The 25004-nt window shown below is 45.3% G+C and carries 22 protein-coding genes, 5 tRNA genes and 3 rRNA genes; 17 read left to right on the plus strand and 13 right to left on the minus strand.

The window, feature by feature from the left end:
• Positions 1 to 190 precede the first annotated feature (190 nt).
• From ccoG to FIV01_RS20560, 3 genes are all read right to left on the minus strand, one after another.
• Positions 191 to 1609, minus strand: coding sequence for a cytochrome c oxidase accessory protein CcoG (gene ccoG / locus FIV01_RS00270; protein WP_152429228.1), 1419 nt, complete (start codon positions 1607 to 1609; stop codon positions 191 to 193).
• Between the two features lie 237 nt (positions 1610 to 1846).
• Positions 1847 to 2113 (minus strand): YihD family protein, encoded by a 267-nt coding sequence (locus FIV01_RS00275; RefSeq protein ID WP_152429229.1) that lies wholly within the window; start codon positions 2111 to 2113, stop codon positions 1847 to 1849.
• A 132-nt stretch (positions 2114 to 2245) separates the two neighbouring features.
• Positions 2246 to 2410, minus strand: a complete 165-nt coding sequence (locus FIV01_RS20560) for a hypothetical protein (protein ID WP_172971794.1) — start codon at positions 2408 to 2410, stop codon at positions 2246 to 2248.
• A gap of 309 nt (positions 2411 to 2719) precedes the next feature.
• On the opposite strand from FIV01_RS20560, the gene FIV01_RS00280 reads away from it, so the two are divergent.
• Together FIV01_RS00280 and trhA are read left to right on the plus strand one after the other, a co-directional pair.
• A complete protein-coding gene (locus FIV01_RS00280) occupies positions 2720 to 3517 on the plus strand; it encodes a sporulation protein (protein WP_152429230.1) in 798 nt (265 codons plus the stop codon).
• An 81-nt stretch (positions 3518 to 3598) separates the two neighbouring features.
• A complete protein-coding gene (gene trhA / locus FIV01_RS00285; RefSeq protein ID WP_172971795.1) occupies positions 3599 to 4252 on the plus strand; it encodes a PAQR family membrane homeostasis protein TrhA in 654 nt (217 codons plus the stop codon).
• Here trhA and FIV01_RS00290 read toward each other — a convergent pair.
• The 6 genes from FIV01_RS00290 to def are packed head-to-tail and all read right to left on the minus strand — an operon-like array spanning position 4249 to position 10528.
• Positions 4249 to 4809 (minus strand): DUF3157 family protein, encoded by a 561-nt coding sequence (locus tag FIV01_RS00290; protein WP_152429232.1) that lies wholly within the window; start codon positions 4807 to 4809, stop codon positions 4249 to 4251. The two genes, trhA and FIV01_RS00290, sit on opposite strands and share 4 nt — an antisense overlap.
• Before the next feature lie 9 nt (positions 4810 to 4818).
• The gene (locus FIV01_RS00295; RefSeq protein WP_152429233.1) at positions 4819 to 6264 is read right to left on the minus strand and encodes a TrkH family potassium uptake protein; all 1446 of its coding nucleotides are present in this window, start codon (positions 6262 to 6264) and stop codon (positions 4819 to 4821) included.
• A 10-nt stretch (positions 6265 to 6274) separates the two neighbouring features.
• Positions 6275 to 7651, minus strand: coding sequence for a Trk system potassium transporter TrkA (gene trkA, locus FIV01_RS00300; protein WP_152429234.1), 1377 nt, complete (start codon positions 7649 to 7651; stop codon positions 6275 to 6277).
• A 41-nt stretch (positions 7652 to 7692) separates the two neighbouring features.
• Positions 7693 to 8979 (minus strand): 16S rRNA (cytosine(967)-C(5))-methyltransferase RsmB, encoded by a 1287-nt coding sequence (gene rsmB, locus FIV01_RS00305; protein WP_152429235.1) that lies wholly within the window; start codon positions 8977 to 8979, stop codon positions 7693 to 7695.
• A 57-nt stretch (positions 8980 to 9036) separates the two neighbouring features.
• Positions 9037 to 9984 carry a methionyl-tRNA formyltransferase gene (gene fmt / locus FIV01_RS00310; RefSeq protein ID WP_152429236.1) on the minus strand — a complete coding sequence of 316 codons (948 nt, stop codon included), beginning with the start codon at positions 9982 to 9984 and terminating at the stop codon, positions 9037 to 9039.
• Positions 9985 to 10006: 22 nt separating this feature from the next.
• Positions 10007 to 10528 (minus strand): peptide deformylase, encoded by a 522-nt coding sequence (gene def, locus FIV01_RS00315; protein ID WP_152431615.1) that lies wholly within the window; start codon positions 10526 to 10528, stop codon positions 10007 to 10009.
• 252 nt (positions 10529 to 10780) lie between these two features.
• On the opposite strand from def, the gene dprA reads away from it, so the two are divergent.
• Genes dprA through FIV01_RS00330 form a run of 3 tightly spaced genes read left to right on the plus strand, consistent with a single transcriptional unit; the run spans position 10781 to position 12953 of the window.
• Positions 10781 to 11869 (plus strand): DNA-processing protein DprA, encoded by a 1089-nt coding sequence (gene dprA / locus FIV01_RS00320; protein ID WP_246210409.1) that lies wholly within the window; start codon positions 10781 to 10783, stop codon positions 11867 to 11869.
• On the plus strand, positions 11866 to 12345 hold the full coding sequence (locus tag FIV01_RS00325; RefSeq protein ID WP_114787755.1) for a DUF494 family protein: 480 nt from the start codon (positions 11866 to 11868) through the stop codon (positions 12343 to 12345). The genes dprA and FIV01_RS00325 overlap by 4 nt, the downstream gene beginning before the upstream one ends.
• A 5-nt stretch (positions 12346 to 12350) precedes the next feature.
• Positions 12351 to 12953, plus strand: a complete 603-nt coding sequence (locus FIV01_RS00330) for a DNA topoisomerase family protein (RefSeq protein ID WP_152429238.1) — start codon at positions 12351 to 12353, stop codon at positions 12951 to 12953.
• Positions 12954 to 12976: 23 nt separating this feature from the next.
• Here the strand turns inward: FIV01_RS00330 and FIV01_RS00335 are convergent, their stop codons facing one another.
• On the minus strand, positions 12977 to 14110 hold the full coding sequence (locus FIV01_RS00335; RefSeq protein WP_152429239.1) for a 5-(carboxyamino)imidazole ribonucleotide synthase: 1134 nt from the start codon (positions 14108 to 14110) through the stop codon (positions 12977 to 12979).
• A gap of 3 nt (positions 14111 to 14113) precedes the next feature.
• Complete coding sequence (purE, locus tag FIV01_RS00340) at positions 14114 to 14599, minus strand: 5-(carboxyamino)imidazole ribonucleotide mutase (RefSeq protein ID WP_152429240.1); 486 nt, start codon at positions 14597 to 14599, stop codon at positions 14114 to 14116.
• A 196-nt stretch (positions 14600 to 14795) separates the two neighbouring features.
• On the opposite strand from purE, the gene tsaC reads away from it, so the two are divergent.
• From tsaC to FIV01_RS00360, 4 genes are all read left to right on the plus strand, one after another.
• Positions 14796 to 15353 (plus strand): L-threonylcarbamoyladenylate synthase type 1 TsaC, encoded by a 558-nt coding sequence (tsaC, locus tag FIV01_RS00345; protein ID WP_152429241.1) that lies wholly within the window; start codon positions 14796 to 14798, stop codon positions 15351 to 15353.
• 22 nt (positions 15354 to 15375) lie between these two features.
• Positions 15376 to 16293, plus strand: a complete 918-nt coding sequence (gene hemF, locus FIV01_RS00350; RefSeq protein ID WP_152429242.1) for an oxygen-dependent coproporphyrinogen oxidase — start codon at positions 15376 to 15378, stop codon at positions 16291 to 16293.
• Between the two features lie 70 nt (positions 16294 to 16363).
• Positions 16364 to 17194, plus strand: coding sequence for a shikimate dehydrogenase (gene aroE, locus FIV01_RS00355; RefSeq protein WP_152429243.1), 831 nt, complete (start codon positions 16364 to 16366; stop codon positions 17192 to 17194).
• Between the two features lie 2 nt (positions 17195 to 17196).
• Entirely contained in the window at positions 17197 to 17463 is a 267-nt protein-coding gene (locus FIV01_RS00360; RefSeq protein WP_152429244.1) for a DUF1488 family protein, read from the plus strand.
• Here the strand turns inward: FIV01_RS00360 and FIV01_RS00365 are convergent.
• Positions 17453 to 18004, minus strand: coding sequence for a gamma carbonic anhydrase family protein (locus FIV01_RS00365; protein WP_152429245.1), 552 nt, complete (start codon positions 18002 to 18004; stop codon positions 17453 to 17455). The genes FIV01_RS00360 and FIV01_RS00365 overlap by 11 nt on opposite strands.
• A 565-nt stretch (positions 18005 to 18569) precedes the next feature.
• Between FIV01_RS00365 and FIV01_RS00370 the strand changes: the two genes are divergently transcribed.
• The 8 genes from FIV01_RS00370 to FIV01_RS00405 all read left to right on the plus strand — a co-directional run bounded on the left by FIV01_RS00370 (position 18570) and on the right by FIV01_RS00405 (position 24147).
• Positions 18570 to 20121 (plus strand): 16S ribosomal RNA (locus FIV01_RS00370).
• Positions 20122 to 20209: 88 nt separating this feature from the next.
• Positions 20210 to 20285: transfer RNA gene (locus FIV01_RS00375), tRNA-Glu, on the plus strand.
• Between the two features lie 2 nt (positions 20286 to 20287).
• A tRNA-Lys gene (locus tag FIV01_RS00380) sits at positions 20288 to 20363 on the plus strand.
• 14 nt (positions 20364 to 20377) lie between these two features.
• Positions 20378 to 20453 (plus strand) — tRNA-Ala (locus FIV01_RS00385).
• Between the two features lie 13 nt (positions 20454 to 20466).
• A tRNA-Val gene (locus tag FIV01_RS00390) sits at positions 20467 to 20542 on the plus strand.
• Between the two features lie 345 nt (positions 20543 to 20887).
• Positions 20888 to 23777, plus strand: a 23S ribosomal RNA gene (locus FIV01_RS00395).
• A 104-nt stretch (positions 23778 to 23881) separates the two neighbouring features.
• Positions 23882 to 23997 (plus strand): 5S ribosomal RNA (gene rrf, locus FIV01_RS00400).
• Together the 16S, 23S and 5S rRNA genes with 5 tRNA genes alongside form the textbook arrangement of a ribosomal RNA operon.
• A 59-nt stretch (positions 23998 to 24056) precedes the next feature.
• Positions 24057 to 24147: transfer RNA gene (locus FIV01_RS00405), tRNA-Ser, on the plus strand.
• A gap of 149 nt (positions 24148 to 24296) precedes the next feature.
• Here FIV01_RS00405 and FIV01_RS00410 read toward each other — a convergent pair.
• Positions 24297 to 24770, minus strand: a complete 474-nt coding sequence (locus tag FIV01_RS00410; RefSeq protein WP_246210412.1) for a peptidase associated/transthyretin-like domain-containing protein — start codon at positions 24768 to 24770, stop codon at positions 24297 to 24299.
• Positions 24771 to 25004 lie beyond the last annotated feature (234 nt).

The raw sequence follows: 25004 nt of genomic DNA on the forward strand, positions 1-25004 counted from the left end.
TCGCTGAGAAGTTGATAGGTTGCGAATATCTATCGATTGATTGAATCAGTGAGCAAGGCACGCTTTTCGATAATAACGGTCAGCTAGTGGTCTTTTGTGCTAATGAAGCCAAAGTTTCAGCAAGTGGTTAGTCCCGAGTAAGAGAAAAGGCAAAGGTAAGCCTTCTTCTTACTCGGGAAATGGTGTGAGCTTAGAGCTTTTTGATAAACCTACTTTCTACCGACATAGTAAAGTCATTATTATCTGAGAGAGTGAACTCTATGGTTGCAACAGGGGAGCTAAGACTCTCGGTTTGTACGCCAAGACTCATAGGTAAGCTAAAGACTTCTCCAGGCAAGACGTTGACGGTTTGCTTTCCATACCAAGAGACATCCGTTAACCCTTTTACGCCCAGTTTATATTCTTGCTTTTGTTGTGTTTTATTGATGATTTTTAGTGTGTACGTATTTTCGACTTCACCGAGTTCGTTGACTCTAAATAGTTGGTTTCTGTCTCTAAGCACACTCAGGCCTGCAGGGTCAACGGCGGCAATTTGGGCGAAGAACAATCCGATCATCAACACAAATATCGCACCATAGCCCAGTAATTTGGGGCGCATGATCTTAGTATGCTTGCCAGAAAGCCTATGCTCAGTGGTATAGCTGATTAAGCCTTTGTCGTAGCCCATTCTGTCCATAGTGTGATCACAGGCATCAATACAGGCGCCGCAGTTAATGCATTCATACTGCAAGCCATCGCGGATATCGATACCAGTAGGGCAGACTTGAACACATAAATTACAGTCGACACAATCGCCCAAGCCTAACTTCTTTGGATCAGCCTTACGCGATCTTGCTCCGCGTGACTCGCCACGTTTTACGTCATAGCCAACGATAAAGGTATCTTTGTCGAACATGGCTGATTGAAAACGGGCATATGGGCACATGTGAATACACATGATGGATCGCATCCACCCAGCATTACCATAGGTACATCCAGCGAAGAATAACACCCAAAAAACAGGCCAAAACGCTTCATCCCAAGTGAAGAAATTGATGACTAGATCGCGTATTGGCACGAAGTAACCAACAAAGGTAAACCCTGTAGCGAGAGCGATAGTTATCCACGCAAAATGCTTGGCAGTTTTACGCATGATGAGATCGCCAGTGAGTTTGCCGGCATCTTGCTTGCGACGTTTATTGGCACTACCCTCAAATTTTTCTTCAAACCAAATGTACATAAAAGTCCAAACGGTTTGAGGGCAAAGGTACCCACACCATACTCGCCCCAAAAATGTAGTGATAAAGAAGAGTCCAAAGGCTGAGATAACGAATAACAAAGCCAGTAAGGTAAGATCTTGCGGATAGAGTGTGGTACCAAAGAAGTTAAACTGCTGATTTCCTATATCCAGCAGCACCGCTTGTCGCTCTCCATAGGTAATCCATGGCACTAGTGCAAAGAGCAGCAACAATAACCAACCACCGTAGCGGCGTAGTCGCTGAAACTGTCCCTTACTCTCACGTACATATATACGATTACTTGGATTAAACCTGTCCCCTTTGGTTTTGTGAGTTTTGGGGTTAAAGGTTTTGGGAGTCACGTCTTTTACTTCAATCTTGTCCTGACTCATAACGCTTCCTTCTTGGGCTAAAGGCAAGGCTTCTTTGTGGCCTTGCTCTATCGACAATCCTTGTTAAGTATTGTCTTATTTGGCGATGATTATATACGCGGCGTCATATTTATTTCTTTAACGCAATCAACCTTTAGCAACAAAGAGCAGTACAGTTTGATAAAAAAAAAACCTAACAGTTTGTCCATGTCTATGATTTGGATATAAAAACCATTACAGATGGTTAATAATGTACACCTATTCTATGATGCCTCGAGCTTTCAGCAATGCAGATTTAAAATCAGGCTCATGGTCTTTTGCTAAACCAGGGATCATTTCATTTTTGGCGCTATTGCGCATTTTTAGATGGTAGATCAATACATCATCGGTGAGATCTTCCAGTGGACCGTGATATCCCGCTTCTTTTGCTAGTTTGACAATAAAGGATAGCAAGTTGAGATCTTGGTTTTTATTCCACTCGGATTCTAGGAGCTCGAGCAACTCTTCAATACGATGACATTTCATGGCGATTCCCCTATTTTTTATAATGATATACATGTCAAATGTATCAAATGGCATGCTCGAGTGCCAAGGATAAAGTTGAGTTGAGACTATATGGAAATAAAAGAAAAAGCGCAGTGTCGCTGCGCGTTTTACCTATGCCGCCTTAGTAACTTTGGCTGTAGATGACGCCAATAATGCCGTCTTTTCTACTAAAGTCATTCCGGGCGCGAGATTGTGTGTCGCGGGTGTCTTTACAAAGCCACTGCGGCGACGCATCGCACGATTGGTGTGCGAGCACCTGACTACTGTTGGTCGCATTGATTAACCTAACTGCCAGGCATATCCATTGCCAAATTTATGGCCTAATTAGTTATGAGCTGCGCTATGCTGTTGCAAGGAACTCTTCTGGCTCACGCCAATCCAAGTAACTAATCAGGGACTGTGATACGAAGCATACATATCACTGATTAGACTAGCACTATCTTATTCATTGGTCGATATCTAATCGTTTAACTTTATCCAACCTCACTGCAATTATGTGAGAAAGGTTGCAGTAGTCTGGCTCCTGTCCAGATTAGTATGAGTCTACGAAGTTGCATCTAGCTGTGTTGTTCTTAGGAGAAGTGAATGTCGTTTTTTAAGAAAACCCTTGCAAGCTTTGGTATAGGATCCGCGAAAGTAGACTCTGTACTTCAACAAGAAGTGCTTTACCCTGGTGAAAAGGTAAACATAAAAGTTGATGTTTATGGGGGCGCGACTGCGCAAGAAATAGATAACATCGAAATAAAACTCTATTGTCGCTACATCAAGGAAATGCCCGCTAATCAAGGTAATGATAAAGGACCGAATAGTCGAATGCGACGAGTACCCAGCAACCATGCCTTAGCTTGTTGGAGCATGCCATATGCGTTTACTCTTGAGCCTGGTGAAACCCGCAATTTTGATGTTGAGCTTAACATACCTTGGAATACGCCCGTGACAATAGGCGATTCCAAAGTATGGCTAGAAACGGGATTGAATATCGCTTTGGCGAAAGACCCGACGGATAAAGATATATTAACGGTACGCCCAGATCCTTTGCTAGATGGTATCTTCACTGTATTGGAAGAGAGTGGTTTACGTATTCGTCAGGTTGAATGTGAGGCTGTTGAAGGTTTTGACTTGCCTTTTGTACAAGAGTTTGAATTTGTACCGACTACAGGGCCATTCCATGGGCGATGGCGAGAGTTAGAGCTGGTGGCGCATAGAAATGATCAACATCTTGAAATATGGTTTGAAATTGATCGTCATCGTAAAGGCACTCGGGGAATGTTGGCCGGTTTACTTGGCAGTGGTAAATTGAAACGTCAGTTATCTATCCCTCTTGATACACCAATTAAGCAGGCCAGTCATCTGGTTGTAGAGTTCCTAGACAAACATACTTAACCTAAAAATAATATTTTTAGCTTACATGTGTAAGCTGAGTGTGTCATACTCTAGAGCAATTATTCCACAACATGGTTAATTATGACCACTCAGCACAGCCCCGCGTACAGCACAACAGAAGAGCTGGCAAACACTCTAACCCATGGCGTTGGCATCTTGTTAGGGGTGGTCGGCTTAATTTTACTTTTAATAAAAGCTGTCGATCATAATGCAGATACCCTGACTATTACCAGTATGAGTATTTATGGTGCGAGCATGATAGTCCTATTTCTTGCTTCGACGCTTTACCATGCTATCCCCTATAAAAGAGCCAAAAGGGCGCTTAAAACCTTCGATCACTGTGCCATATATTTGCTTATTGCTGGCAGTTATACGCCGTTCCTTTTGGTTAGTTTAAGAACCCCTCTTGCGATTGGCTTAATGATAGTTATTTGGGTATTGGCTCTTATTGGCATTATTATGAAGCTGGCGTTTGTCTATCGTTATAAAAAACTATCACTTGTGACCTATTTGATGATGGGCTGGTTGTCTTTGGTGGTGATTTATCAACTTGCGCTTAACCTAGAAGTGGGCGGGCTAACCCTTTTGGCTGCAGGAGGGATAATATATTCACTTGGTGTTATCTTCTATGTTGCTAAGAGCATTCCCTTCAACCATGCGATATGGCATGGATTCGTTCTGGTAGGTTGCGCTTGTCATTTTTTCGCCATTTACTTGTATGTTGACCCAGTTTAGCGATTGATAAGACTGGTGATATTTGCGCTAATTAGATACTGGTCTTGTTTAACCACTTCCAGCTCTATATCCTTGCCTTGCTCCATTTGCTGTGGTCTCAGGTAGGTGTCTGGCATTCGTTTGATTGATTGCCATATTTTGACACTTTTTTTCGTGAAAACTTTTTTATCTATCCCTGATACTTCAATCTCAATTTCAATGAGTATTACTGAGTTGAGGCTTTGATTCGTGATAGAGGTTGGAATAATCAGCTTACTACCAACATAGCTTGGCGCTCCGAGCAGCACGTCCACTCCAGAATCTGACAGCTGCATGATAGGGTGATTACTATCGAGTTTAACCATGCTGCCTATTTTTTTATCAATAAGTGGAATGGCTGCAAGTTGTGGCTTATCTGAAGTAAGACTTTCAGCCTTGTCAGGTGACGTCTGGGCTACATATTGCCAAGTAAAATTGTCATTTAAAATGACTTGGCGACCATCATTTAAAGTCACCGTTTGATCTGCCATCACAGTCGAGGCTGCGAGTATGGTAAGCAAGCTTATAGCTTTATACATCTTTTGTCCTTAGCGCTTCCAAAATGCTGGGAAAAATAATACCAATATAGTGAGTATTTCCAGTCGTCCCATTAGCATGCCAAAGCTGAGTAGCCATTTTGCCATATCGGGAAGGGGGGCGAAATTACCGGTTGGACCAATGACAGAACCCATGCCTGGTCCTACGTTTGCGACTGCGGTAATGGAACCAGAGATGCTGGTAATAGGATCCAGTCCTAGCGCGCTTAGGAAGCCAGCAATAAAAATAATGGTGACGAAAAACATGAGTACAAATGCGACGACTGAGCGAACAATATCGTCGTTAACGGGTCTGTGATTATAACGCTGAACAAACACACCTGAAGGGTGAATCAGTTTCATCATTTGTTTATTGAGTAGAGTGATTGCAATTTGAAAGCGGAAAATCTTAATGCCCCCAGAGGTAGAGCCAGAACAGGCCCCCGCCATCATCAAGAAGGCAAATAAAGTGGTAGGCAAAGCTCCCCAAGCGGTAAAGTCCTCCAAGCCAAACCCTGTGGTAGTCAATACAGAAACAATATTGAACATAGAGACTCTTAGGGCATCCATGGCGTGGTAGCCATCTCGAATTACTAACCAGCCGGAAATAATAAGACTAGAACCTAGGAACAAATAGGTGAAGCCTTTTACTTGGGCATCACTAAACAGCTCGGTAACGGTTCGCTTTCTAAGTGCGGCCACAAATAATAAAAAGGGTAGGCCGCCAAGAAACATAAACAGAGTCGCAACCCAGTGTGAACCATGGGAGAAATGGTTCATTGAGCTATCAGAAGTCGAATACCCACCGGTAGAAAGGGTTGTAAATGAGTGATTGATTGCTTCAAATAAGCTCATACCTGTAAGAAGGTATCCAATCATACACAGCCCTGTCAGGCTCAGATAAACCAACATAATATTTTTAGCAACGGTTTTGGCTCTGGGGCTGCTTTTATCTGACCAGTCTGATGATTCGGTGTGAAAGAGCTTCATACCCCCGACGTTGAGCATTGGCAGCACCGCAACCGCCATTACAATGAAGCCGATACCACCCAACCATTGCAATATGGATCGCCATAGTAAAATGCTCGGCGCCATGTTATCGAGTCCACTCAGTACTGTTGAACCGGTAGTTGTAATGCCAGACATGGTCTCAAAGTAGGCATCGGTAAAGCTGATGTGATTGATAAACACAAAAGGCAGAGCCGCAAATGAGCTGGCTACTGTCCACACCAAACTAGTGATTAAAAACATGTCTCGAGCACTAAGCTTGAAACTTTTAGTTCGCCCTATAGTTAAACATGCAAACGCTGCTATGTGAGTGATGATAACGGCTTGGCCAAACTCGATAAACCCAGCGGTTCCGGTGAAAAAAGCCACCAGCGTTGGAACATACATAAATAAGGCAAGCTTTGAGAGTACCAAGCCAATAACAAACAGAATAGGGCGAAAGTTGACCATAAGTTCAAACCTAGAGGAAGAATGGACTTGGCTGGAACAGGGCTTCTACGTCAGCAACGTATTTCTTATCAACTAAGAACATTACCACATGGTCATCTTGCTCTATGATGGTGCGGTCGTGAGCTATCAAGACTTCTTCCCCTCTAACAATGGCTCCAATCGTGGTTGCAGGCGGAAGCTTTATGTCACCTATCGCTCGACCTACGACTTTTGACGTGGTTTCATCACCATGTGCAATGGCTTCGATGGCTTCAGCAGCGCCTCGGCGAAGAGATGATACATTGACAATATCTGCTCGGCGAACATGGGTCAGCAAAGCGGAAATCGTTGCTTGCTGGGGGGATATAGCAACATCGATAACCCCACCTTGGACGAGATCTACATAGGCTCCGCGCTGGATTAAAACCATGACCTTTTTGGCACCCATTCGTTTTGCCAGCATGGCAGACATGATGTTGGTTTCATCTTCATTTGTTAGTGCGATGAACACGTCAACCTGATCGATATTTTCTTCGAGTAGCAGTTCTTGATCGGCAGCATCGCCGCAGAAAACTATGGTGTTCTCAAGCTCTTCAGATAGCTTTTCCGCTCTCATATAGCTGCGCTCTATAAGTTTGACACTGTATGATTGCTCAAGACGCTTAGCGAGACTCGCACCAATATTACCCCCACCCACAATCATGATTCGTCGATAAGGTTTCTCAAGGCGTTGTAATTCGCTCATCACTGAGCGAATATGGTTACTTGCGGCGACGAAGAAAACCTCATCATCTGCTTCAATGATGGTTGTCCCTTGTGGGCGGATAGGCCTACCTTGACGAAATATGGCTGCAACTCTGGTATCGATATGCGGCATGTGCTCTCGCAGAGCCGAAAGGGCGTTGCCAACTAGGGGGCCGCCATAATAAGCTTTTACCGCGACTAAACTTACTTTTTGGTCGGCGAAACTGACAACTTGAAGCGCGCCTGGATATTGAATTAGGCGTTCAATATAGCTTGTTACTAGTTCTTCTGGGGCAATCAAGTGATCGACAGGCACTGCGCCAGATTGAAATAGTGCCTCTTTTTCATAAAGGTATTGGGGTGAGCGAATTCGGGCAATGCGGTTGGGCGTGTTAAACAAAGTAAAGGCCACCTGACATGCTGCCATATTGGTCTCATCCATATTAGTCACAGCAACCAGCATGTCGGCATCTTGAGCGCCAGCTTCACGCAGTACATCGGGATGGCTCGCATAACCGTTAACGACCCGCAAATCATACTTATCTTGAAGCTCGCGCAGTCGGTCACTGTTTTTATCAACTATGGTGATATCATTGTTTTCGCCCACCAAATTTTCAGCTAATGTCCCGCCGACTTGCCCTGCACCAAGAATGATGATTTTCATAGTGTTTCCTGTTTAACCAAAGTTGAAAAGACTGTTAGCCTCTAATCATTATGCACTTTCTTAAGAATGGCATAGTAAAATCCATCCATACTTTCCTCTCCAGGAAGTATTTGTCGCCCAGGCTTTTCTGTTGTAGAGCCTTCTAACTGTGCATCTTGGGTGCGCGATAGGAAGGCCTTTATTTGTTCGCTATTTTCTTGTGGAGTAATAGAACACGTCGCGTACACTAATGTACCGCCTGGTTTTAACTCTTGCCACATAGCATCAAGGATTTCGCTTTGTAACTCAGTGAGTGCAGCGATATCTTCTTGGCGTCTTAACCATTTTATGTCTGGATGACGACGAATGACACCAGTGGCAGAGCATGGAGCGTCAAGCAAGATTCGATCGAACTTTTCTCCTTGCCACCAATTCTGTGGATGGCGTGCGTCACCGCAAATAACCTGAGCCTTTAGTTTTAGGCGACTTAGGTTGTCATGGACACGCTTAAGCCGGCTTTCATCACAATCAATAGCAACGACTTGAGCCCCTTCTGTTCTTTCCAGGATGTGCGCTGTTTTGCCTCCCGGCGCTGCGCAGCAGTCAAGGATCAGCTCGCCATCTTTAGGAGTAAGATAGCTGAGAGAAAGTTGCGCTGCGGCGTCTTGTACCGATACCCAGCCTTGGTCAAAACCAGGTAGCTGAGACACATCACATGGCGTTTCTAATCTGAGAGCATCCCGTGCTTCACTGTGGGCGATACTATTGATGCCACTGTCTTTAAGAAGCTGTTGGTAATCTTCACTGCTATGGTGCTTGTGATTAACCCTTAGCCACATGGGTGCCTTGCTATTATTAGCTTCAACTATGTCTTGCCAATTATCAGGGTACGCGTCTTGAAGTAGTGTTAGCAGCCAGCTCGGGTGGCCATATTTGCCAGCGTTGTGGCTGACTGAGTGGGCATCAAGCTCTTCCTGCTGGCGCTGATAGTTACGCAGTACAGCATTGATTAAACCGCGTAGGCGAGGGCCTTTCAGTGTCTTGGTGCCTTCAACCGTTTCACCCACTGCCGCATGAGCTGGAATACGCATAAAGCTTAACTGATAGATACCGACTAAAATCAGATGATGAAAAACACGTTGCTTGCCTTTGAGAGGCTTATCCATGAGTTCATTAGCTATCGATTCAAGGCGAGGAAGATAGCGCAGTGCTCCATAACATATTTCTTGAAGTAGAGCTTGGTCACGAGGTTTAACTTGCTGTTGAGCCAGTGGAAGTGCAGTGGAAAGAGACTGGCCCTTGTCGACGACTTGGAAAAGGACAGTAGCCGCAGCAGCGCGAACATTCATGTAAAATACCTTGATAGTAAGGAGAGGGTGTCTCCACCCTCAAAAAGTACGTATAAACTAAGTCAGTTGTGTACCGACTTCAAACCAATTGGCTCGCGAATTCAGAATATCTTGAATTGACATGGCCTTTTTGCCTGGGACTTGGAGCTGCTCCAAAACCAGAATATTTTTACCAGTAGAAACATAAATGCCTGTTTTATCTGCTTGGATTATAGTTCCCGGGGCCTGGTTAGTGTCTTGCTGCACCACTTTGCTCTGCCAGACTTTAATGCTTTTATCGCCAGCAACAAAGTGACTGATTGGCCAAGGGTTGAAAGCCCTTACGCAGCGTTCAATGTGCTTAGCATCGTCACTCCAATCAATGCGAGCTTCTTCTTTGCTAAGTTTTTCGGCGTAATTGGCTTGGTTGTCATCTTGCTTTTCTGCGCTTGCTGATTCATTGGCTATTTCGCCAAGACAGTCGATCAAAGCTTTGGGGCCAAGTTCAGCGAGTTTGTCGTACATAGATGCGCTGGTATCTTGTGGCTCGATAGGCAGAGTAGCAATTTTCAGCATATCTCCTGTGTCCAAGCCAATATCCATTTGCATAATGGTCACGCCCGTTTGCTCATCGCCCGCCCAAATTGAGCGCTGAATCGGTGCTGCACCGCGCCACCTTGGCAAAATGGAACCATGGACATTGATACAACCAAGCTTTGGCGTGTCGAGTACTGCTTGAGGCAGTAGTAGGCCATAAGCGACAACGACCATAAGGTCTGCTTTTAGACTGGCTAAATCTTGCTTGTCTTGGTCGGACTTGAAGTTTTCTGGCTGGTAAACAGGGATATTATGCTCAATTGCCAAGGTTTTTACTGGGCTAGCGGTGATTTTCTTCCCGCGCCCCGCTGGTCGATCAGGTTGAGTGTATACTGCGATAACCTCATGCTCAGAAGACAACAACGCCGCCAAATGACGGGCGGCGAAGTCAGGAGTACCAGCAAAAACAATCTTTAAAGGTTTGCTCAAAGTGGGTTCCTTTGCTTATTTGTTAGGCTTTACTGGCGTTTTTTTCGTTAAAACGTTTTATTTTTGCCAGTTTTTCTTGGATACGCTTACGTTTCAAAGGCGACAAGTAGTCGACAAACAGCTTACCTTGTAAGTGGTCAAGTTCATGTTGAACGCAAATTGCTAGCAGGTCGTCTGCTTCAAATGTGAATTCTTCGCCATCTCGATCAAGCGCTTTTACCGTTACTTCCGCAGCTCTTGGCACCAAGGCTCTCGCACCAGGAACAGACAAACAGCCTTCTTCGATGCCATCTTCACCACGTTTTTCAGTGATTTCAGGGTTGATAAGAACCATAGGCTGATCGCGTGTCTCTGATATATCAATCACGACGACACGTTTGTGAACATCAACTTGAGTGGCAGCAAGGCCAATTCCTTCTTCGTCGTACATGGTTTCAATCATGTCGTCGACGAGCTTTTGAATCTCAGGTGTCACCTGTTCCACTGGTTTTGCTACCGTGCGTAGGCGATCATCTGGAAATGTTAATACTTGTAATACAGACATATACACTCGAAATTTTGAACTGAGCTGAATCAGGATAAAGTTTACTGGGTCAATTCTAGACATTTTACCACCTAAATGACAGCATGGTTATTGCTTTTAACTGTTTTTCCTGAATTAAAGCCAGTTGAGCACTAATCAGGTTTGCTTGGCTATTCTCGTTCAATTTATATACTGAGTAACATGCTAGAAATATAGAGGTGCCATCTGAGTGATTCCCCTAATAAAAGTGATGAGCTAAGAGCTTGGCTAAGTTTGTACTTTACACCAAGAGTTGGTCCTAAGACTTTTCAGAAAATTGTTGCTATTGATTCGCCCTCCAATATAGTCCCGTCATCTTCCCAAGCGCTAAGCGCGTTGGGTTTTAACTCTCGGCAAATTCAATATCTCAAGCATCAAGCGCTCAAAGACGTCGATGAGTGTCTTGAATGGCAATCCAATGGTATAAGCAGGTATATTCTAACCTTTGATGATCTTGGTTATCCTGAGCAACTAAAACAAATAGACTCCGCGCCTCCAGTGCTTTTTATTGAAGGTGAACTCAGTGGCTTACAAGAGCCACAAATTGCCATCGTCGGCAGCCGCAACGCCAGTATTGACGGTCTTAATCTTGCAAGAAATTTTGCTATGCAGTTGGCTAGGCAAGACTTGGTTATCACCAGTGGTATGGCATTAGGAGTGGATGGTTATGCTCATGATGGCGCTATGCAAGTAGGGGGAGGCACAGTGGCGGTTTTAGGTTGTGGATTAAATAATATTTATCCCGCTCGTCATCAAGAGCTTGCGCAAAAAATTGCATCTCAGGGAGCTTTGGTGTCTGAATTTCACCCCAATGCAAAGCCAAAAGCAGAGAATTTCCCTCGGCGCAATCGTATTATTAGCGGCTTGTCTTTAGGTGTATTAGTTGTTGAAGCAGCGGAAAAAAGTGGATCGCTTATCACCGCTCGATACGCTAGCGAGCAAGGCCGGGAAGTTTTTGCTATCCCAGGTTCTATCCATCACAGCCAAGCCCGTGGCTGTAATTGGTTGATAAAGCAGGGAGCCTGTTTGGTTCAACAGGTATCAGACATTATTGATGAAATAGATTGTTTGATACGTTGGTCTAATTTTCACCCATCGAAAGAGACGACGGAAGCATTTGAACAAATTGATTGCAAAGAAGAATTGCCATTTCCTCACCTGTTAGCTAACGTAGGTAGTAAGGCTATACCTGTTGATATTCTTGCAAGCAGGACCAATATACCTGTTCAAGATGTCATGATGCAGCTTTTAGAGCTTGAGCTCTTAGGGCACGTTGTTGCAGTTTCTGGTGGCTATATTCGAAAGGGGAGGGGCGAGCTATGATGATGGATATCCTTATGTATCTGTTTGAGACTTACATCCATAGCGATGCAGAGTTACAGGTCAATCAAGATGAGCTGGAAGAAGAATTAATTCGTGCCGGTTTTCATCAAAAAGACATATATAAAGCCCTTGTTTGGCTCGAAGAGTTAGCAGCATTACAACAGAGCGAAACGCATGCGGCGATTTCAATTTGCAGCACGTCAACATCGACACGTATTTATACCGAGAAAGAATGTTTGAGACTGAACATTGAATCTCGTGGCTTTTTAACATTCCTTGAGCAAGTTAACGTTTTGTCCACTGAAACTCGTGAAATGGTCATCGACCGTATTATGGGGTTAGAGACTGATGAGTTTGAGTTGGATGATTTAAAGTGGATCGTGCTTATGGTGCTGTTTAATGTGCCGGGGAATGAAAATGCTTATACCCTAATGGAAGAGCTTCTGTACACTAAAGAGCAGGGTATTCTTCATTAGAGCGTATGAGTGGTAAAATAGATAATCAGTTGTTCTCTGCCCATGAGCACGCTTTAGAACAAAAAGCATGCCCTAAATGTCGCTCTCAGCAAGGCAATGGGCAGCTTCAACTTCGTCATGGTAAACATGGCGTTTTTCTTGGCTGCAGCTTGTACCCTAGTTGCGATTATGTTCAGCCACTTCATCAAAATGATGGTCATGTTGTTAAAGAGTTAGGGGTACCTTGCCCCGAGTGTGGCCAAGAGTTAGTGCTGCGTCATGGTCGTTATGGCATGTTTATCGGTTGCAGTGATTATCCAAACTGCTCCCATTTAGAATCGCTAGACCAAGAAGCCAAGTCAGCCCCATGTGCTGACATAGCCTGCCCCGAATGTCACAAAGGCCAATTGGTTGAGAGAAAAAACCGCTTTGGTAAAACCTTCTATGCCTGTGACAACTTCCCTAAATGCCGTTTTGCGCTTAATCAGCCACCCGTGAAAGGTTGCTGTGAGCAATGTGGTTTTCCTTTACTGGTCGAGAAGACGCTTGCCAATGGCAATAAGCTTCAATGTGCTGACCGAAAATGTGGTTACACACAGGCTTTAATTGAAGAAAAAACGGCGCTATGAATAGCGCCGTCTGACTTGGTTTGTTAATTGCTCGCTTTATCGCGCCATTGCTGAACCGCAGGAAAGGCGGAGGAGTCCAATAGGTTAGACAGATTAGCAAGTTTTCGTTGTAGCTCACCTGTGTAATCACCGCAGACATTAATATGGCCCATTTTCCGCCCAGCTCGCTTCTCTTTACCATACCAGTGTACATGACATCCCGACAATTCAAAGACCTCAGATGGTAAGCTATCTTCTCCGAGGATATTGATCATAGAAGTTTCACGGACAAGCTTTGTACTGCCAAGAGGCATTCCACATACCGCTCTAAGGTGATTCTCAAATTGACAGGTTTCAGCACCTTGTTGTGTCCAATGACCGGAATTATGAACGCGAGGCGCGATTTCGTTGACAAGCAAGGTGCCATCGAGATCAAAGAACTCAAGTGCCAGCACTCCGATGTAGTCAAGTTGATTAGCAACAGCAGTGAACATAGTTTCCGCTTGTTGCTGCAATTCATTATCAGCAATAGCGGTTGATATGCTCAATACACCCTCAGTGTGGATATTTTCTGCTAACGGATAAACCTTGATTGTGCCATCTTTTGCGCGAGCGCCAACTAAGGAGACTTCCCGGTTAAATGGCACGAATTCTTCAGCAACAATGGCTTGATCATTTGTTGATTCAATACAGATTTTCATCTCTTGCCAAGCCGATTCTATCTGATCATGGCTTTTCAGACGCCATTGACCCTTGCCGTCATATCCACCTAGGGCGCTTTTAAGCACCATAGGGATGCCAATCTGCTCGAGTGCTTGAGTGAAATCCTCTTTGGTTTGAATAACATGATACTTGGCGCTGCGAACTTTGGCTTTATCCAGTAGCGCTTTTTCCATGCGTCGGTCACCGCCACACTTTATTGCCTCAGGTGAGGGCAGAAGCTTCCCACTTTCTTGGCACTCATCTAAGATTGGATGCGGTATATGCTCAAATTCAGCGCTAATGACATCGGCTTTCTCAATGGCATTCGCTAGTCCTTTGCCGATTTTTTCTTGTGTCAGAGGGTGAATAATTTCTTCACTACCGACGTCATAGGCTATGACCTTGATGTCCAGAGGGGCGCCAGCTAAAGACATCATACGTGCCAATTGACCTGCGCCAAGCACTAACACTTGCATGGGTTACTCCTCAGCTGGATTAGGGTTAGCGAGAACGGTTTCGGTTTGCCGAGCTCTAAAAGCTTCAACTTTTTCCATCACAGCTTCGTCATGAGTACCTATGATTTGTGCAGCTAGGATGCCTGCATTGGCTGCACCCGCTTCGCCAATGGCGAGAGTTCCAACCGCAATGCCTTTTGGCATTTGTACGATTGAAAGTAAGGAATCCATGCCTTTTAAAGCCCTCGATTGAACTGGAACACCTAATACAGGAAGACTAGTGAAAGCTGCAGCCATACCTGGTAAATGGGCAGCGCCACCTGCGCCGGCAATAATCACTTTTAATCCGCGCTGCTTAGCACTGTTGGCGTAATCGGCAAGAAGTTGTGGGGTGCGATGAGCTGAGACTACTTTTGTTTCGTACTCCACTCCAAACTGATCCAGCATTTCTGCTGCCAGCTTCATGGTTGGCCAATCAGACTTAGAACCCATGATGATACCGACTTTCATCTTCAACTCCTTAATTCAACTCTTTTAGATGAGCAGATAAATTTGCCCGTATTATACGAGGATTTTTACCTCAAGCAAACGTTTGCGCCTGCTTTTGATTGTGATGAGTGTAATTTGTCATCAAATAGCTTTAGGCATTGAAGAAGAATATTTGTAAACTTTGGTTCTTCAAGTGCAAATCAGACAGGAAAAATCAGTGGATAATTTTGAGCAAGTGTTATCGGCTCTTAACAATGGTGAGGTCATAGCTTACCCAACAGAAGGTGTGTTTGGTGTTGGTTGCGATCCCGATAGCCAAGAAGCCATTATAAAACTGCTGGAGTTAAAGCAACGACCTGTTGAGAAAGGCTTGATTTTAATCGCTGCCAGCTATGAGCAGTTATTGCCATACATAGATGAGTCTCAGCTTTCTGAGCAACAACTTAATCAAGTCCATAGCACTTGGCCTGGTCCAGTAACTTGGATTATGCCGTGCAGCGATAAAGTTTCAAACTTGGTGAGTGGTCAGTTCGATTCGATAGCGGTTCGTGTTACCGATCATCCCCTAGTCCAAAAGATGTGTAACGCTTTTGGAAAACCGTTAACTTCGACCAGTGCTAACTTGAGTGGTCAACCTCCTTGTATGACAATGCAAGAAGTAGAGCAGCAGTTAGGAAACCGATTGTCGGCAATTTTGGTTGGTGAAACGGGTGGAAGAGATAAGCCGAGTGAGATTCGTGACGCTAAAACATCTCAAGTGTTGAGACAAGGTTAATTCTGTTAGGGAAGTAAAACAAATGTCAGCCATCAACAAACAAGCAGTAAAGCAATTTTTAATTGAACTACAAGATTCAATTTGTCAGCAGTTGGAGCAGGTAGATGGAGCCGCCAAGTTTAAACAAGATGCATGGAGTCGAGAGCCCGGAGAGAAACTAGGTGGAGGAGGTCTTACCCGCGTTATGACTGATGGGGCAGTTTTTGAGCAAGGTGGAGTGAATTTTTCACATGTAGAAGGCCAAGAAATGCCAGCTTCTGCAACGGCTCATCGCCCAGAATTGGCGGGCCGACGTTTCGAAGCTATGGGCGTATCCTTAGTTATGCACCCTAATAATCCCTATGTCCCCACCTCCCATGCTAACGTGCGCTTTTTCATTGCTGAAAAAGACGGTGAAGATCCTATCTGGTGGTTTGGCGGTGGCTTTGACTTAACACCTTTTTATCCATTCGAAGAAGATGCTCGCCATTGGCACGAGACCGCCAAGAAAGTGTGTGCTCCGTTTGGCGAGCACGTCTATCGCGAGCATAAAGCTTGGTGTGACAAATACTTCTATCTACCTCATCGTGACGAAACGCGTGGAGTTGGCGGCTTGTTTTTCGATGATCTTAATCATTGGGAATTTGATAAATGCTTGTCGTATATAAAAGCGGTTGGTGAGGGGTATACTCAGGCCTATTTACCCATAGTTGAGCGACGTAAAGACACTGACTTTGGTGATAGAGAGCGCCAGTTTCAGTTATATCGTCGCGGTCGATACGTTGAGTTTAATTTAGTTTTTGACCGCGGCACTTTGTTTGGATTACAAAGTGGTGGTCGAACCGAGTCAATTCTAATGTCAATGCCGCCATTGGCTCGCTGGGAATACGGCTATCAGGTTGAAGAGGATAGTCATGAAGCGGAGCTTTATAAGCATTTCCTAAAACCAAGAGATTGGTAGGCTTTGCTCCCGAGAGGGTTGATGATAGTGTCATTGATATTGAGTAAACCTTTTTTACTGGGTTAAAGACATGATAGAACAGAAAGAGCGTTATGCGGTTTTTGGTAATCCGATTAGTCAGAGTAAATCGCCATATATCCATACGCTATTTGCACAGCAAACCGACCAGCCTATCGCTTATACCGCAGAGCAAGCGCCTATCGATAGATTTGAAGAAACGGTTCGTGCTTTCTTTGACCATGGTGGTCAAGGATGTAACGTCACAGTACCATTTAAAGAGCAGGCTTTTGGAATGGCGACCAAGCTTACTGAACGTGCTCAACTTGCTGGTGCGGTTAATACGCTGAAAAGACTTGCTGATGGGCAAATATTAGGTGATAACACTGATGGAGAAGGCCTTGTTCAAGACTTACTTCGGCATGGGGTAAAGCTTGAAGGTGCTCGTGTTCTGCTTATTGGTGCTGGTGGGGCTGCTCGCGGGGTTATAAAGCCGCTACTTGAGCAGGGGCCAGCTAAGATAGTGATTGCCAATCGTACACACAGTAAGGCCCATGCATTGGCAGAAGTTTTCCAGCCTTATGGTGAGGTTGTTGCCCAATCAATGGATACTGTGCTGGAAACATATAATGTGATCATTAACTCAACATCTGCCAGTTTAACTGGTGAGGTGCCTGATATCTCTAGCGCGATTTTTTCATCATCCAGCGTTGCTTACGATATGATGTATGGAAAAGGTAATACTTCTTTTTGCCAATGGGCAATAGATAGTGGAACCGTCTCCGTTTACGATGGTTTGGGCATGCTTGTCGGCCAAGCTGCGGAAAGCTTCTTTCTCTGGCGAGGTGTTAGGCCCGAGATAGAGCCAGTATTTGATGAACTTAGACACCACCTTGAGGGTTAGTCATGAATCAGTCCATCTTGTTTTCTGATATACAGACATGGAATGAAGCTAAACAAGTTGTGTTATTTCCAGCACAGTGCTGCGGAGCTCTTATACAGTGTCAGATCAGCAAAAAGGCACTAGAGAAGATGTCTGGGTGCCTTTTAAAAGATGAGCAGCATATATTGACGGTTTTTTCTCAGTGCCGATTTGAGATTGAAGAGCTTGCTGAAGCCTTAATTGAAGATGAAGCCTTTGATCAAACAGGTATGATTGAGATTAGTAATTGATGTCTTTTACCATGTGGAGATAGTCTTCTTTATTTTGTACATAGTTACTGGCCGATTTAAGCAGGAAAGCTCGTTCTTCCTCTGTTAAAGGACGAGCTTGCTTCACTGGACTTCCCACATATAAAAATCCACTTTCAAGCTTTTTACCTGGTGGTACTAAGCTTCCTGCTCCTATCATTACATCAGCTTCTATTACTGCACCGTCAAGAACGATAGCGCCCATGCCAACTAGCACTCGGTCCCTGATTGTGCAGCCGTGAAGCATAACCTTATGCCCAATGGTAACGTCATTACCTATTATAAGTGGGAAGCCCTCTGGATTTTTTTCGTTTTTATGTGTGACGTGGAGGACACTGCCATCTTGTATGTTGGTTCGTTCTCCTATGTGGATATGGTTAACATCTCCTCTAGCAGCAACAAGTGGCCAGATGCTCGAGTCTTGACCAATGCGAATATCGCCAACAATAACAGAGCTGTTATCTATATATACTCTTTGGCCTATTTGGGGTTGAATGTTTTTGTAGCTACGGAGAGAGTTCATTCTTTATCCTTTTATCTAGAAAATTTAAGCTTTTCTATGGCCCAAAGTAGCAAAAACGAAGATTATTGAATAGAAAATCTTCAAACGATAAAAAAATTCAGAAAAACTAAAAAAAGAGCTTGCCAATGTGAAGCCGATCTCTATAATGCCCCCTCGCTGACACGGGAACGCAGTCAAGTTTTATTTGACTGAGCGCCTTGGTTCAGAAGGTAAAAAAGCGTTAAGCAAATTGCTTAAAATTAAGTTAAAAAAGTGATTGACACTTAACTTTATCTCGCTAGAATAGCCGTCCGTTTTGAGTTTTACTCATAACAACGCTCTTTAACAAACTAAACCTATCAATCTGTGTGGGCACTCGTTGATGATAATCCAAATAGTTTCTTTAGAAACAATTTAGGTTTCAATGATACGAAGTGACCATTCGAATTGGGAAGCAGCCTTGAGCTGTTTTGTTTTACTTTTTCAAAAGTGAACACCAATAAGAGCACAGTCAATTCAAACATTACGTTATGTAATGTTCAGTATTCATTGAGCCTCCCCTATTTATTTAGGGAATCAAAACTTTAAATTGAAGAGTTTGATCATGGCTCAGATTGAACGCTGGCGGCAGGCCTAACACATGCAAGTCGAGCGGAAACGAGTTATCTGACCCTTCGGGTGACGATAACGGCGTCGAGCGGCGGACGGGTGAGTAATGCCTGGGAAATTGCCCTGATGTGGGGGATAACCATTGGAAACGATGGCTAATACCGCATAATAGCTTCGGCTCAAAGAGGGGGACCTTCGGGCCTCTCGCGTCAGGATATGCCCAGGTGGGATTAGCTAGTTGGTGAGGTAAGGGCTCACCAAGGCGACGATCCCTAGCTGGTCTGAGAGGATGATCAGCCACACTGGAACTGAGACACGGTCCAGACTCCTACGGGAGGCAGCAGTGGGGAATATTGCACAATGGGCGCAAGCCTGATGCAGCCATGCCGCGTGTATGAAGAAGGCCTTCGGGTTGTAAAGTACTTTCAGCAGTGAGGAAGGTGGGTATGTTAATAGCATACTCATTTGACGTTAGCTGCAGAAGAAGCACCGGCTAACTCCGTGCCAGCAGCCGCGGTAATACGGAGGGTGCGAGCGTTAATCGGAATTACTGGGCGTAAAGCGCATGCAGGTGGATGATTAAGTCAGATGTGAAAGCCCGGGGCTCAACCTCGGAATAGCATTTGAAACTGGTCATCTAGAGTACTGTAGAGGGGGGTAGAATTTCAGGTGTAGCGGTGAAATGCGTAGAGATCTGAAGGAATACCGGTGGCGAAGGCGGCCCCCTGGACAGATACTGACACTCAGATGCGAAAGCGTGGGGAGCAAACAGGATTAGATACCCTGGTAGTCCACGCCGTAAACGATGTCTACTTGGAGGTTGTGGCCTTGAGCCGTGGCTTTCGGAGCTAACGCGTTAAGTAGACCGCCTGGGGAGTACGGTCGCAAGATTAAAACTCAAATGAATTGACGGGGGCCCGCACAAGCGGTGGAGCATGTGGTTTAATTCGATGCAACGCGAAGAACCTTACCTACTCTTGACATCCATAGAACTTTCCAGAGATGGATTGGTGCCTTCGGGAACTATGAGACAGGTGCTGCATGGCTGTCGTCAGCTCGTGTTGTGAAATGTTGGGTTAAGTCCCGCAACGAGCGCAACCCTTATCCTTGTTTGCCAGCACTTCGGGTGGGAACTCCAGGGAGACTGCCGGTGATAAACCGGAGGAAGGTGGGGACGACGTCAAGTCATCATGGCCCTTACGAGTAGGGCTACACACGTGCTACAATGGCGCATACAGAGGGCGGCCAACTTGCGAAAGTGAGCGAATCCCAAAAAGTGCGTCGTAGTCCGGATTGGAGTCTGCAACTCGACTCCATGAAGTCGGAATCGCTAGTAATCGTGGATCAGAATGCCACGGTGAATACGTTCCCGGGCCTTGTACACACCGCCCGTCACACCATGGGAGTGGGCTGCAAAAGAAGTGGGTAGTTTAACCTTCGGGGGGACGCTCACCACTTTGTGGTTCATGACTGGGGTGAAGTCGTAACAAGGTAGCGCTAGGGGAACCTGGCGCTGGATCACCTCCTTATACGATGATTATTGAGACAAGTGTCCACACAGATTGATGGTTTATGTAGTTTAAGAGAAAGAAGATATCCCAATATCTTCGACTTAGTGTCCCGTTCGTCTAGAGGCCTAGGACACCGCCCTTTCACGGCGGTAACAGGGGTTCGACTCCCCTACGGGATACCATAGGGTCGTTAGCTCAGTTGGTAGAGCAGTTGACTTTTAATCAATTGGTCGCAGGTTCGAATCCTGCACGACCCACCATTCTCTCGAGATATGGGGCTATAGCTCAGCTGGGAGAGCGCCTGCCTTGCACGCAGGAGGTCAGCAGTTCGATCCTGCTTAGCTCCACCATTCTTGATAATATGGGCGATTAGCTCAGTTGGGAGAGCACCTGCCTTACAAGCAGGGGGTCACTGGTTCGAGCCCGGTATCGCCCACCATTCTCTAAGTATTTTTGGTTGTTTTATCCAAACCACGTCAGTAAACGTATGTGGTTAGATAAATGACGCCGAGAATCTTTAGATAATGTGCTTCCCTTTGGGAAAACAACGCTCTTTAACAATTTGGAAAGCTGACAAAGCAATCTTGATTCTTTGTGAATAAGATTGTTTGTAAAGTTCTCAATGTTTATCGAAAGATAAACACCAATAAACACATTCAAGTGTTCTTGGAAACAACGCCTTAGTGTGTTGTTTATATTTGAGTCCGGCAAAATCGAGTCTGCATCATGTTTAAATAATTGCAGACACTTTGGTTGTTTAATCTAAGACCCTTTGGGGTTGTATGGTTAAGTGACTAAGCGTACACGGTGGATGCCTTGGCAGTCAGAGGCGATGAAGGACGTATTAACTTGCGATAAGCCCAGATTAGGTAGTAAAAACCATTTGAGTCTGGGATTTCCGAATGGGGAAACCCAACTGCATAAGCAGTTACTGTTAACTGAATTCATAGGTTAACAGAGCGAACCGGGGGAACTGAAACATCTAAGTACCCCGAGGAAAAGAAATCAACCGAGATTCCGAAAGTAGCGGCGAGCGAAATTGGATTAGCCCTTAAGCTTTACACGCGTTAGACGAACGGTCTGGAAAGTCCGACGATACAGGGTGATAGTCCCGTAGTTGACGACGCGTGTTCAGTGAAATCGAGTAGGGCGGGACACGTGATATCCTGTCTGAATATGGGGGGACCATCCTCCAAGGCTAAATACTACTGACTGACCGATAGTGAACCAGTACCGTGAGGGAAAGGCGAAAAGAACCCCTGTGAGGGGAGTGAAATAGAACCTGAAACCGTGTACGTACAAGCAGTAGGAGCAGGCTTGTCCTGTGACTGCGTACCTTTTGTATAATGGGTCAGCGACTTATATTCAGTAGCAAGGTTAACCATCTAGGGGAGCCGTAGAGAAATCGAGTCTTAACTGGGCGTCGAGTTGCTGGATATAGACCCGAAACCAGGTGATCTAGCCATGGGCAGGTTGAAGGTTGAGTAACATCAACTGGAGGACCGAACCGACTAATGTTGAAAAATTAGCGGATGACTTGTGGCTAGGGGTGAAAGGCCAATCAAACCTGGAGATAGCTGGTTCTCCCCGAAATCTATTTAGGTAGAGCCTCGGACGAATACTACTGGGGGTAGAGCACTGTTAAGGCTAGGGGGTCATCCCGACTTACCAACCCTTTGCAAACTCCGAATACCAGTAAGTACTATCCGGGAGACACACGGCGGGTGCTAACGTCCGTCGTGGAGAGGGAAACAACCCAGACCGCCAGCTAAGGTCCCAAATTACAGCTAAGTGGGAAACGATGTGGGAAGGCTTAGACAGCTAGGATGTTGGCTTAGAAGCAGCCATCATTTAAAGAAAGCGTAATAGCTCACTAGTCGAGTCGGCCTGCGCGGAAGATGTAACGGGGCTAAGCTGTAAACCGAAGCTGCGGCAATACGATTTATCGTATTGGGTAGGGGAGCGTTCTGTAAGCCGTTGAAGGTGTGTTGTAAAGCATGCTGGAGGTATCAGAAGTGCGAATGCTGACATGAGTAACGATAAAGGGGGTGAAAAACCCCCTCGCCGGAAGACCAAGGGTTCCTGTCCAACGTTAATCGGGGCAGGGTAAGTCGACCCCTAAGGCGAGGCCGAAAGGCGTAGTCGATGGGAAACGGGTTAATATTCCCGTACTTCTTACAATTGCGATGGGGGGACGGAGAAGGCTAGGTGGGCCTGGCGACGGTCGTCCAGGTTCAAGTGCGTAGGCTTGAGAGTTAGGTAAATCCGGCTCTCTACAAGGCTGAGACACGATGTCGAGCTACTACGGTAGTGAAGTCATTGATGCCATGCTTCCAGGAAAAGCCTCTAAGCTTCAGATTGTAAGGAATCGTACCCCAAACCGACACAGGTGGTCGGGTAGAGAATACCAAGGCGCTTGAGAGAACTCGGGTGAAGGAACTAGGCAAAATGGTACCGTAACTTCGGGAGAAGGTACGCTCTTGTCGGTGAAGTCCCTCGCGGATGGAGCTAATGAGAGTCGCAGATACCAGGTGGCTGCAACTGTTTATTAAAAACACAGCACTGTGCAAAATCGTAAGATGACGTATACGGTGTGACGCCTGCCCGGTGCCGGAAGGTTAATTGATGGGGTTAGACGTAAGTCGACGCTCTTGATCGAAGCCCCGGTAAACGGCGGCCGTAACTATAACGGTCCTAAGGTAGCGAAATTCCTTGTCGGGTAAGTTCCGACCTGCACGAATGGCGTAATGATGGCCACGCTGTCTCCACCCGAGACTCAGTGAAATTGAAATCGCTGTGAAGATGCAGTGTACCCGCGGCTAGACGGAAAGACCCCGTGAACCTTTACTACAGCTTGGCACTGAACATTGAGCCTACATGTGTAGGATAGGTGGGAGGCTTTGAAGTGTGCACGCCAGTGTGCATGGAGCCATCCTTGAAATACCACCCTTGTATGTTTGATGTTCTAACTTAGACCCATTATCTGGGTTGAGGACAGTGCCTGGTGGGTAGTTTGACTGGGGCGGTCTCCTCCCAAAGAGTAACGGAGGAGCACGAAGGTGGGCTAATCACGGTTGGACATCGTGAGGTTAGTGCAATGGCATAAGCCCGCTTGACTGCGAGAATGACAATTCGAGCAGGTGCGAAAGCAGGTCATAGTGATCCGGTGGTTCTGTATGGAAGGGCCATCGCTCAACGGATAAAAGGTACTCCGGGGATAACAGGCTGATACCGCCCAAGAGTTCATATCGACGGCGGTGTTTGGCACCTCGATGTCGGCTCATCACATCCTGGGGCTGAAGTCGGTCCCAAGGGTATGGCTGTTCGCCATTTAAAGTGGTACGCGAGCTGGGTTTAGAACGTCGTGAGACAGTTCGGTCCCTATCTGCCGTGGGCGTTGGAAGATTGAAGGGGGCTGCTCCTAGTACGAGAGGACCGGAGTGGACGAACCTCTGGTGTTCGGGTTGTGTCGCCAGACGCATTGCCCGGTAGCTAAGTTCGGAATCGATAACCGCTGAAAGCATCTAAGCGGGAAGCGAGCCCTAAGATGAGTCTTCCCTGATCCCTTGAGGGTCCTAAAGGGTTGTTCGAGACTAGAACGTTGATAGGCAGGGTGTGTAAGCGTTGTGAGGCGTTGAGCTAACCTGTACTAATTGCCCGTGAGGCTTAACCATACAACACCCAAAGGGTTTTGATGGACTCAACTAGAACATTGAATGTGTTAAGAACAAAAAACAGCTTTCCAAGTTATTCTCTAGAGATAGAGAGAAAGAATTTGCTTGGCGACCATAGCATTGTGGACCCACCTGACTCCATGCCGAACTCAGTAGTGAAACGCAATAGCGCCGATGGTAGTGTGGGGCTTCCCCATGTGAGAGTAGGACATCGCCAGGCTTTGAACAACATCGAACTAAAGCAATATAAAGTAAGACTTTAGTGAGATTACATATTGTGGAGAGATGGCTGAGTGGTTGAAAGCACCGGTCTTGAAAACCGGCATACGTTAATAGCGTATCTAGGGTTCAAATCCCTATCTCTCCGCCACATCTAAAAGCCGCTGTATAGAACAGCGGCTTTTTTATTAAGATATAATCCTTTCTTGATGGTACTTCATATAATCTGAAGTATTATGACCTATTTATAAAAAAGAGGCTGACGATAGCAACCTCTTAACTATATTTTTAAAAGGTAAATTAGATTCTTACTAGCTTGTTACGTTGCTGCTCTGTAAGTGTTTCAATACTAATTACATCCAAAGAATCAGAGGCTGTGATTGATTCTGATAGTTCTACATGCACTTCCTCAGGAAGACTGAACATTGCACCTGTAGCAGGATCTACAACTAGCAGTCCAATTAATCCTCCAAAAAGAATATTACCGAAGTACCAACCATCTACCGTACTTTCCAATACATAAGTATTGTCAAAGTAGCCTTCTTTCTTTAGCTTAAAGGTATAGGTTTCTCCATCAAAAAAGCCAGCGCTAGCGCTGAGAGTAATATTTGAGGGAGTAATACCTTTATACACTATCTGTCCACCCTCATTTGAGATAGTGAAACTCGCACCTTCGGGATTAGTATGTATACTGACGGGATAATCTGACTCACTAACGATACTTGAGCATCCAGAAAGAGCTATCGATGCCAAAGCAGAAAGTACAAAGTACAACCTTATTCATTAATATATCCTATTGTTTTTTGTGTTTATATGAAATTGGAAAACATTATATTGCTTATGAAGTTAGTTATATACATAATTATTGATCTTTATAGAAAAGTTATTATATGTGAGAATGATTTAACTAAAATAATGAGTAATCGACCATACCTAAGGCATGAACGTGAATATTTGGTCACTTAAGGGTTACTATTTTTAGTGCTATATGAAACAATGATGATTATT

The organism is Vibrio aquimaris (genome assembly GCF_009363415.1).
Lineage (GTDB): Bacteria > Pseudomonadota > Gammaproteobacteria > Enterobacterales > Vibrionaceae > Vibrio > Vibrio aquimaris.

Coding starts and splice junctions, on each gene's coding strand:
- hemF (WP_152429242.1), top strand. CDS start 15,376: ATGTCAGCCATCAACAAACAAGCAGTAAAGCAATTTTTAATTGAACTA.
- FIV01_RS00280 (WP_152429230.1), top strand. CDS start 2,720: ATGTCGTTTTTTAAGAAAACCCTTGCAAGCTTTGGTATAGGATCCGCG.
- FIV01_RS00290 (WP_152429232.1), bottom strand. CDS start 4,809: ATGTATAAAGCTATAAGCTTGCTTACCATACTCGCAGCCTCGACTGTG.
- purE (WP_152429240.1), bottom strand. CDS start 14,599: ATGAAAGTCGGTATCATCATGGGTTCTAAGTCTGATTGGCCAACCATG.
- FIV01_RS00360 (WP_152429244.1), top strand. CDS start 17,197: ATGAATCAGTCCATCTTGTTTTCTGATATACAGACATGGAATGAAGCT.
- FIV01_RS00365 (WP_152429245.1), bottom strand. CDS start 18,004: ATGAACTCTCTCCGTAGCTACAAAAACATTCAACCCCAAATAGGCCAA.
- FIV01_RS00330 (WP_152429238.1), top strand. CDS start 12,351: ATGAGTGGTAAAATAGATAATCAGTTGTTCTCTGCCCATGAGCACGCT.
- aroE (WP_152429243.1), top strand. CDS start 16,364: ATGATAGAACAGAAAGAGCGTTATGCGGTTTTTGGTAATCCGATTAGT.
- ccoG (WP_152429228.1), bottom strand. CDS start 1,609: ATGAGTCAGGACAAGATTGAAGTAAAAGACGTGACTCCCAAAACCTTT.
- rsmB (WP_152429235.1), bottom strand. CDS start 8,979: ATGAATGTTCGCGCTGCTGCGGCTACTGTCCTTTTCCAAGTCGTCGAC.
- FIV01_RS00275 (WP_152429229.1), bottom strand. CDS start 2,113: ATGAAATGTCATCGTATTGAAGAGTTGCTCGAGCTCCTAGAATCCGAG.
- trkA (WP_152429234.1), bottom strand. CDS start 7,651: ATGAAAATCATCATTCTTGGTGCAGGGCAAGTCGGCGGGACATTAGCT.
- FIV01_RS00325 (WP_114787755.1), top strand. CDS start 11,866: ATGATGATGGATATCCTTATGTATCTGTTTGAGACTTACATCCATAGC.
- FIV01_RS20560 (WP_172971794.1), bottom strand. CDS start 2,410: ATGCGACCAACAGTAGTCAGGTGCTCGCACACCAATCGTGCGATGCGT.
- FIV01_RS00295 (WP_152429233.1), bottom strand. CDS start 6,264: ATGGTCAACTTTCGCCCTATTCTGTTTGTTATTGGCTTGGTACTCTCA.
- trhA (WP_172971795.1), top strand. CDS start 3,599: ATGACCACTCAGCACAGCCCCGCGTACAGCACAACAGAAGAGCTGGCA.
- def (WP_152431615.1), bottom strand. CDS start 10,528: ATGTCTGTATTACAAGTATTAACATTTCCAGATGATCGCCTACGCACG.
- FIV01_RS00335 (WP_152429239.1), bottom strand. CDS start 14,110: ATGCAAGTGTTAGTGCTTGGCGCAGGTCAATTGGCACGTATGATGTCT.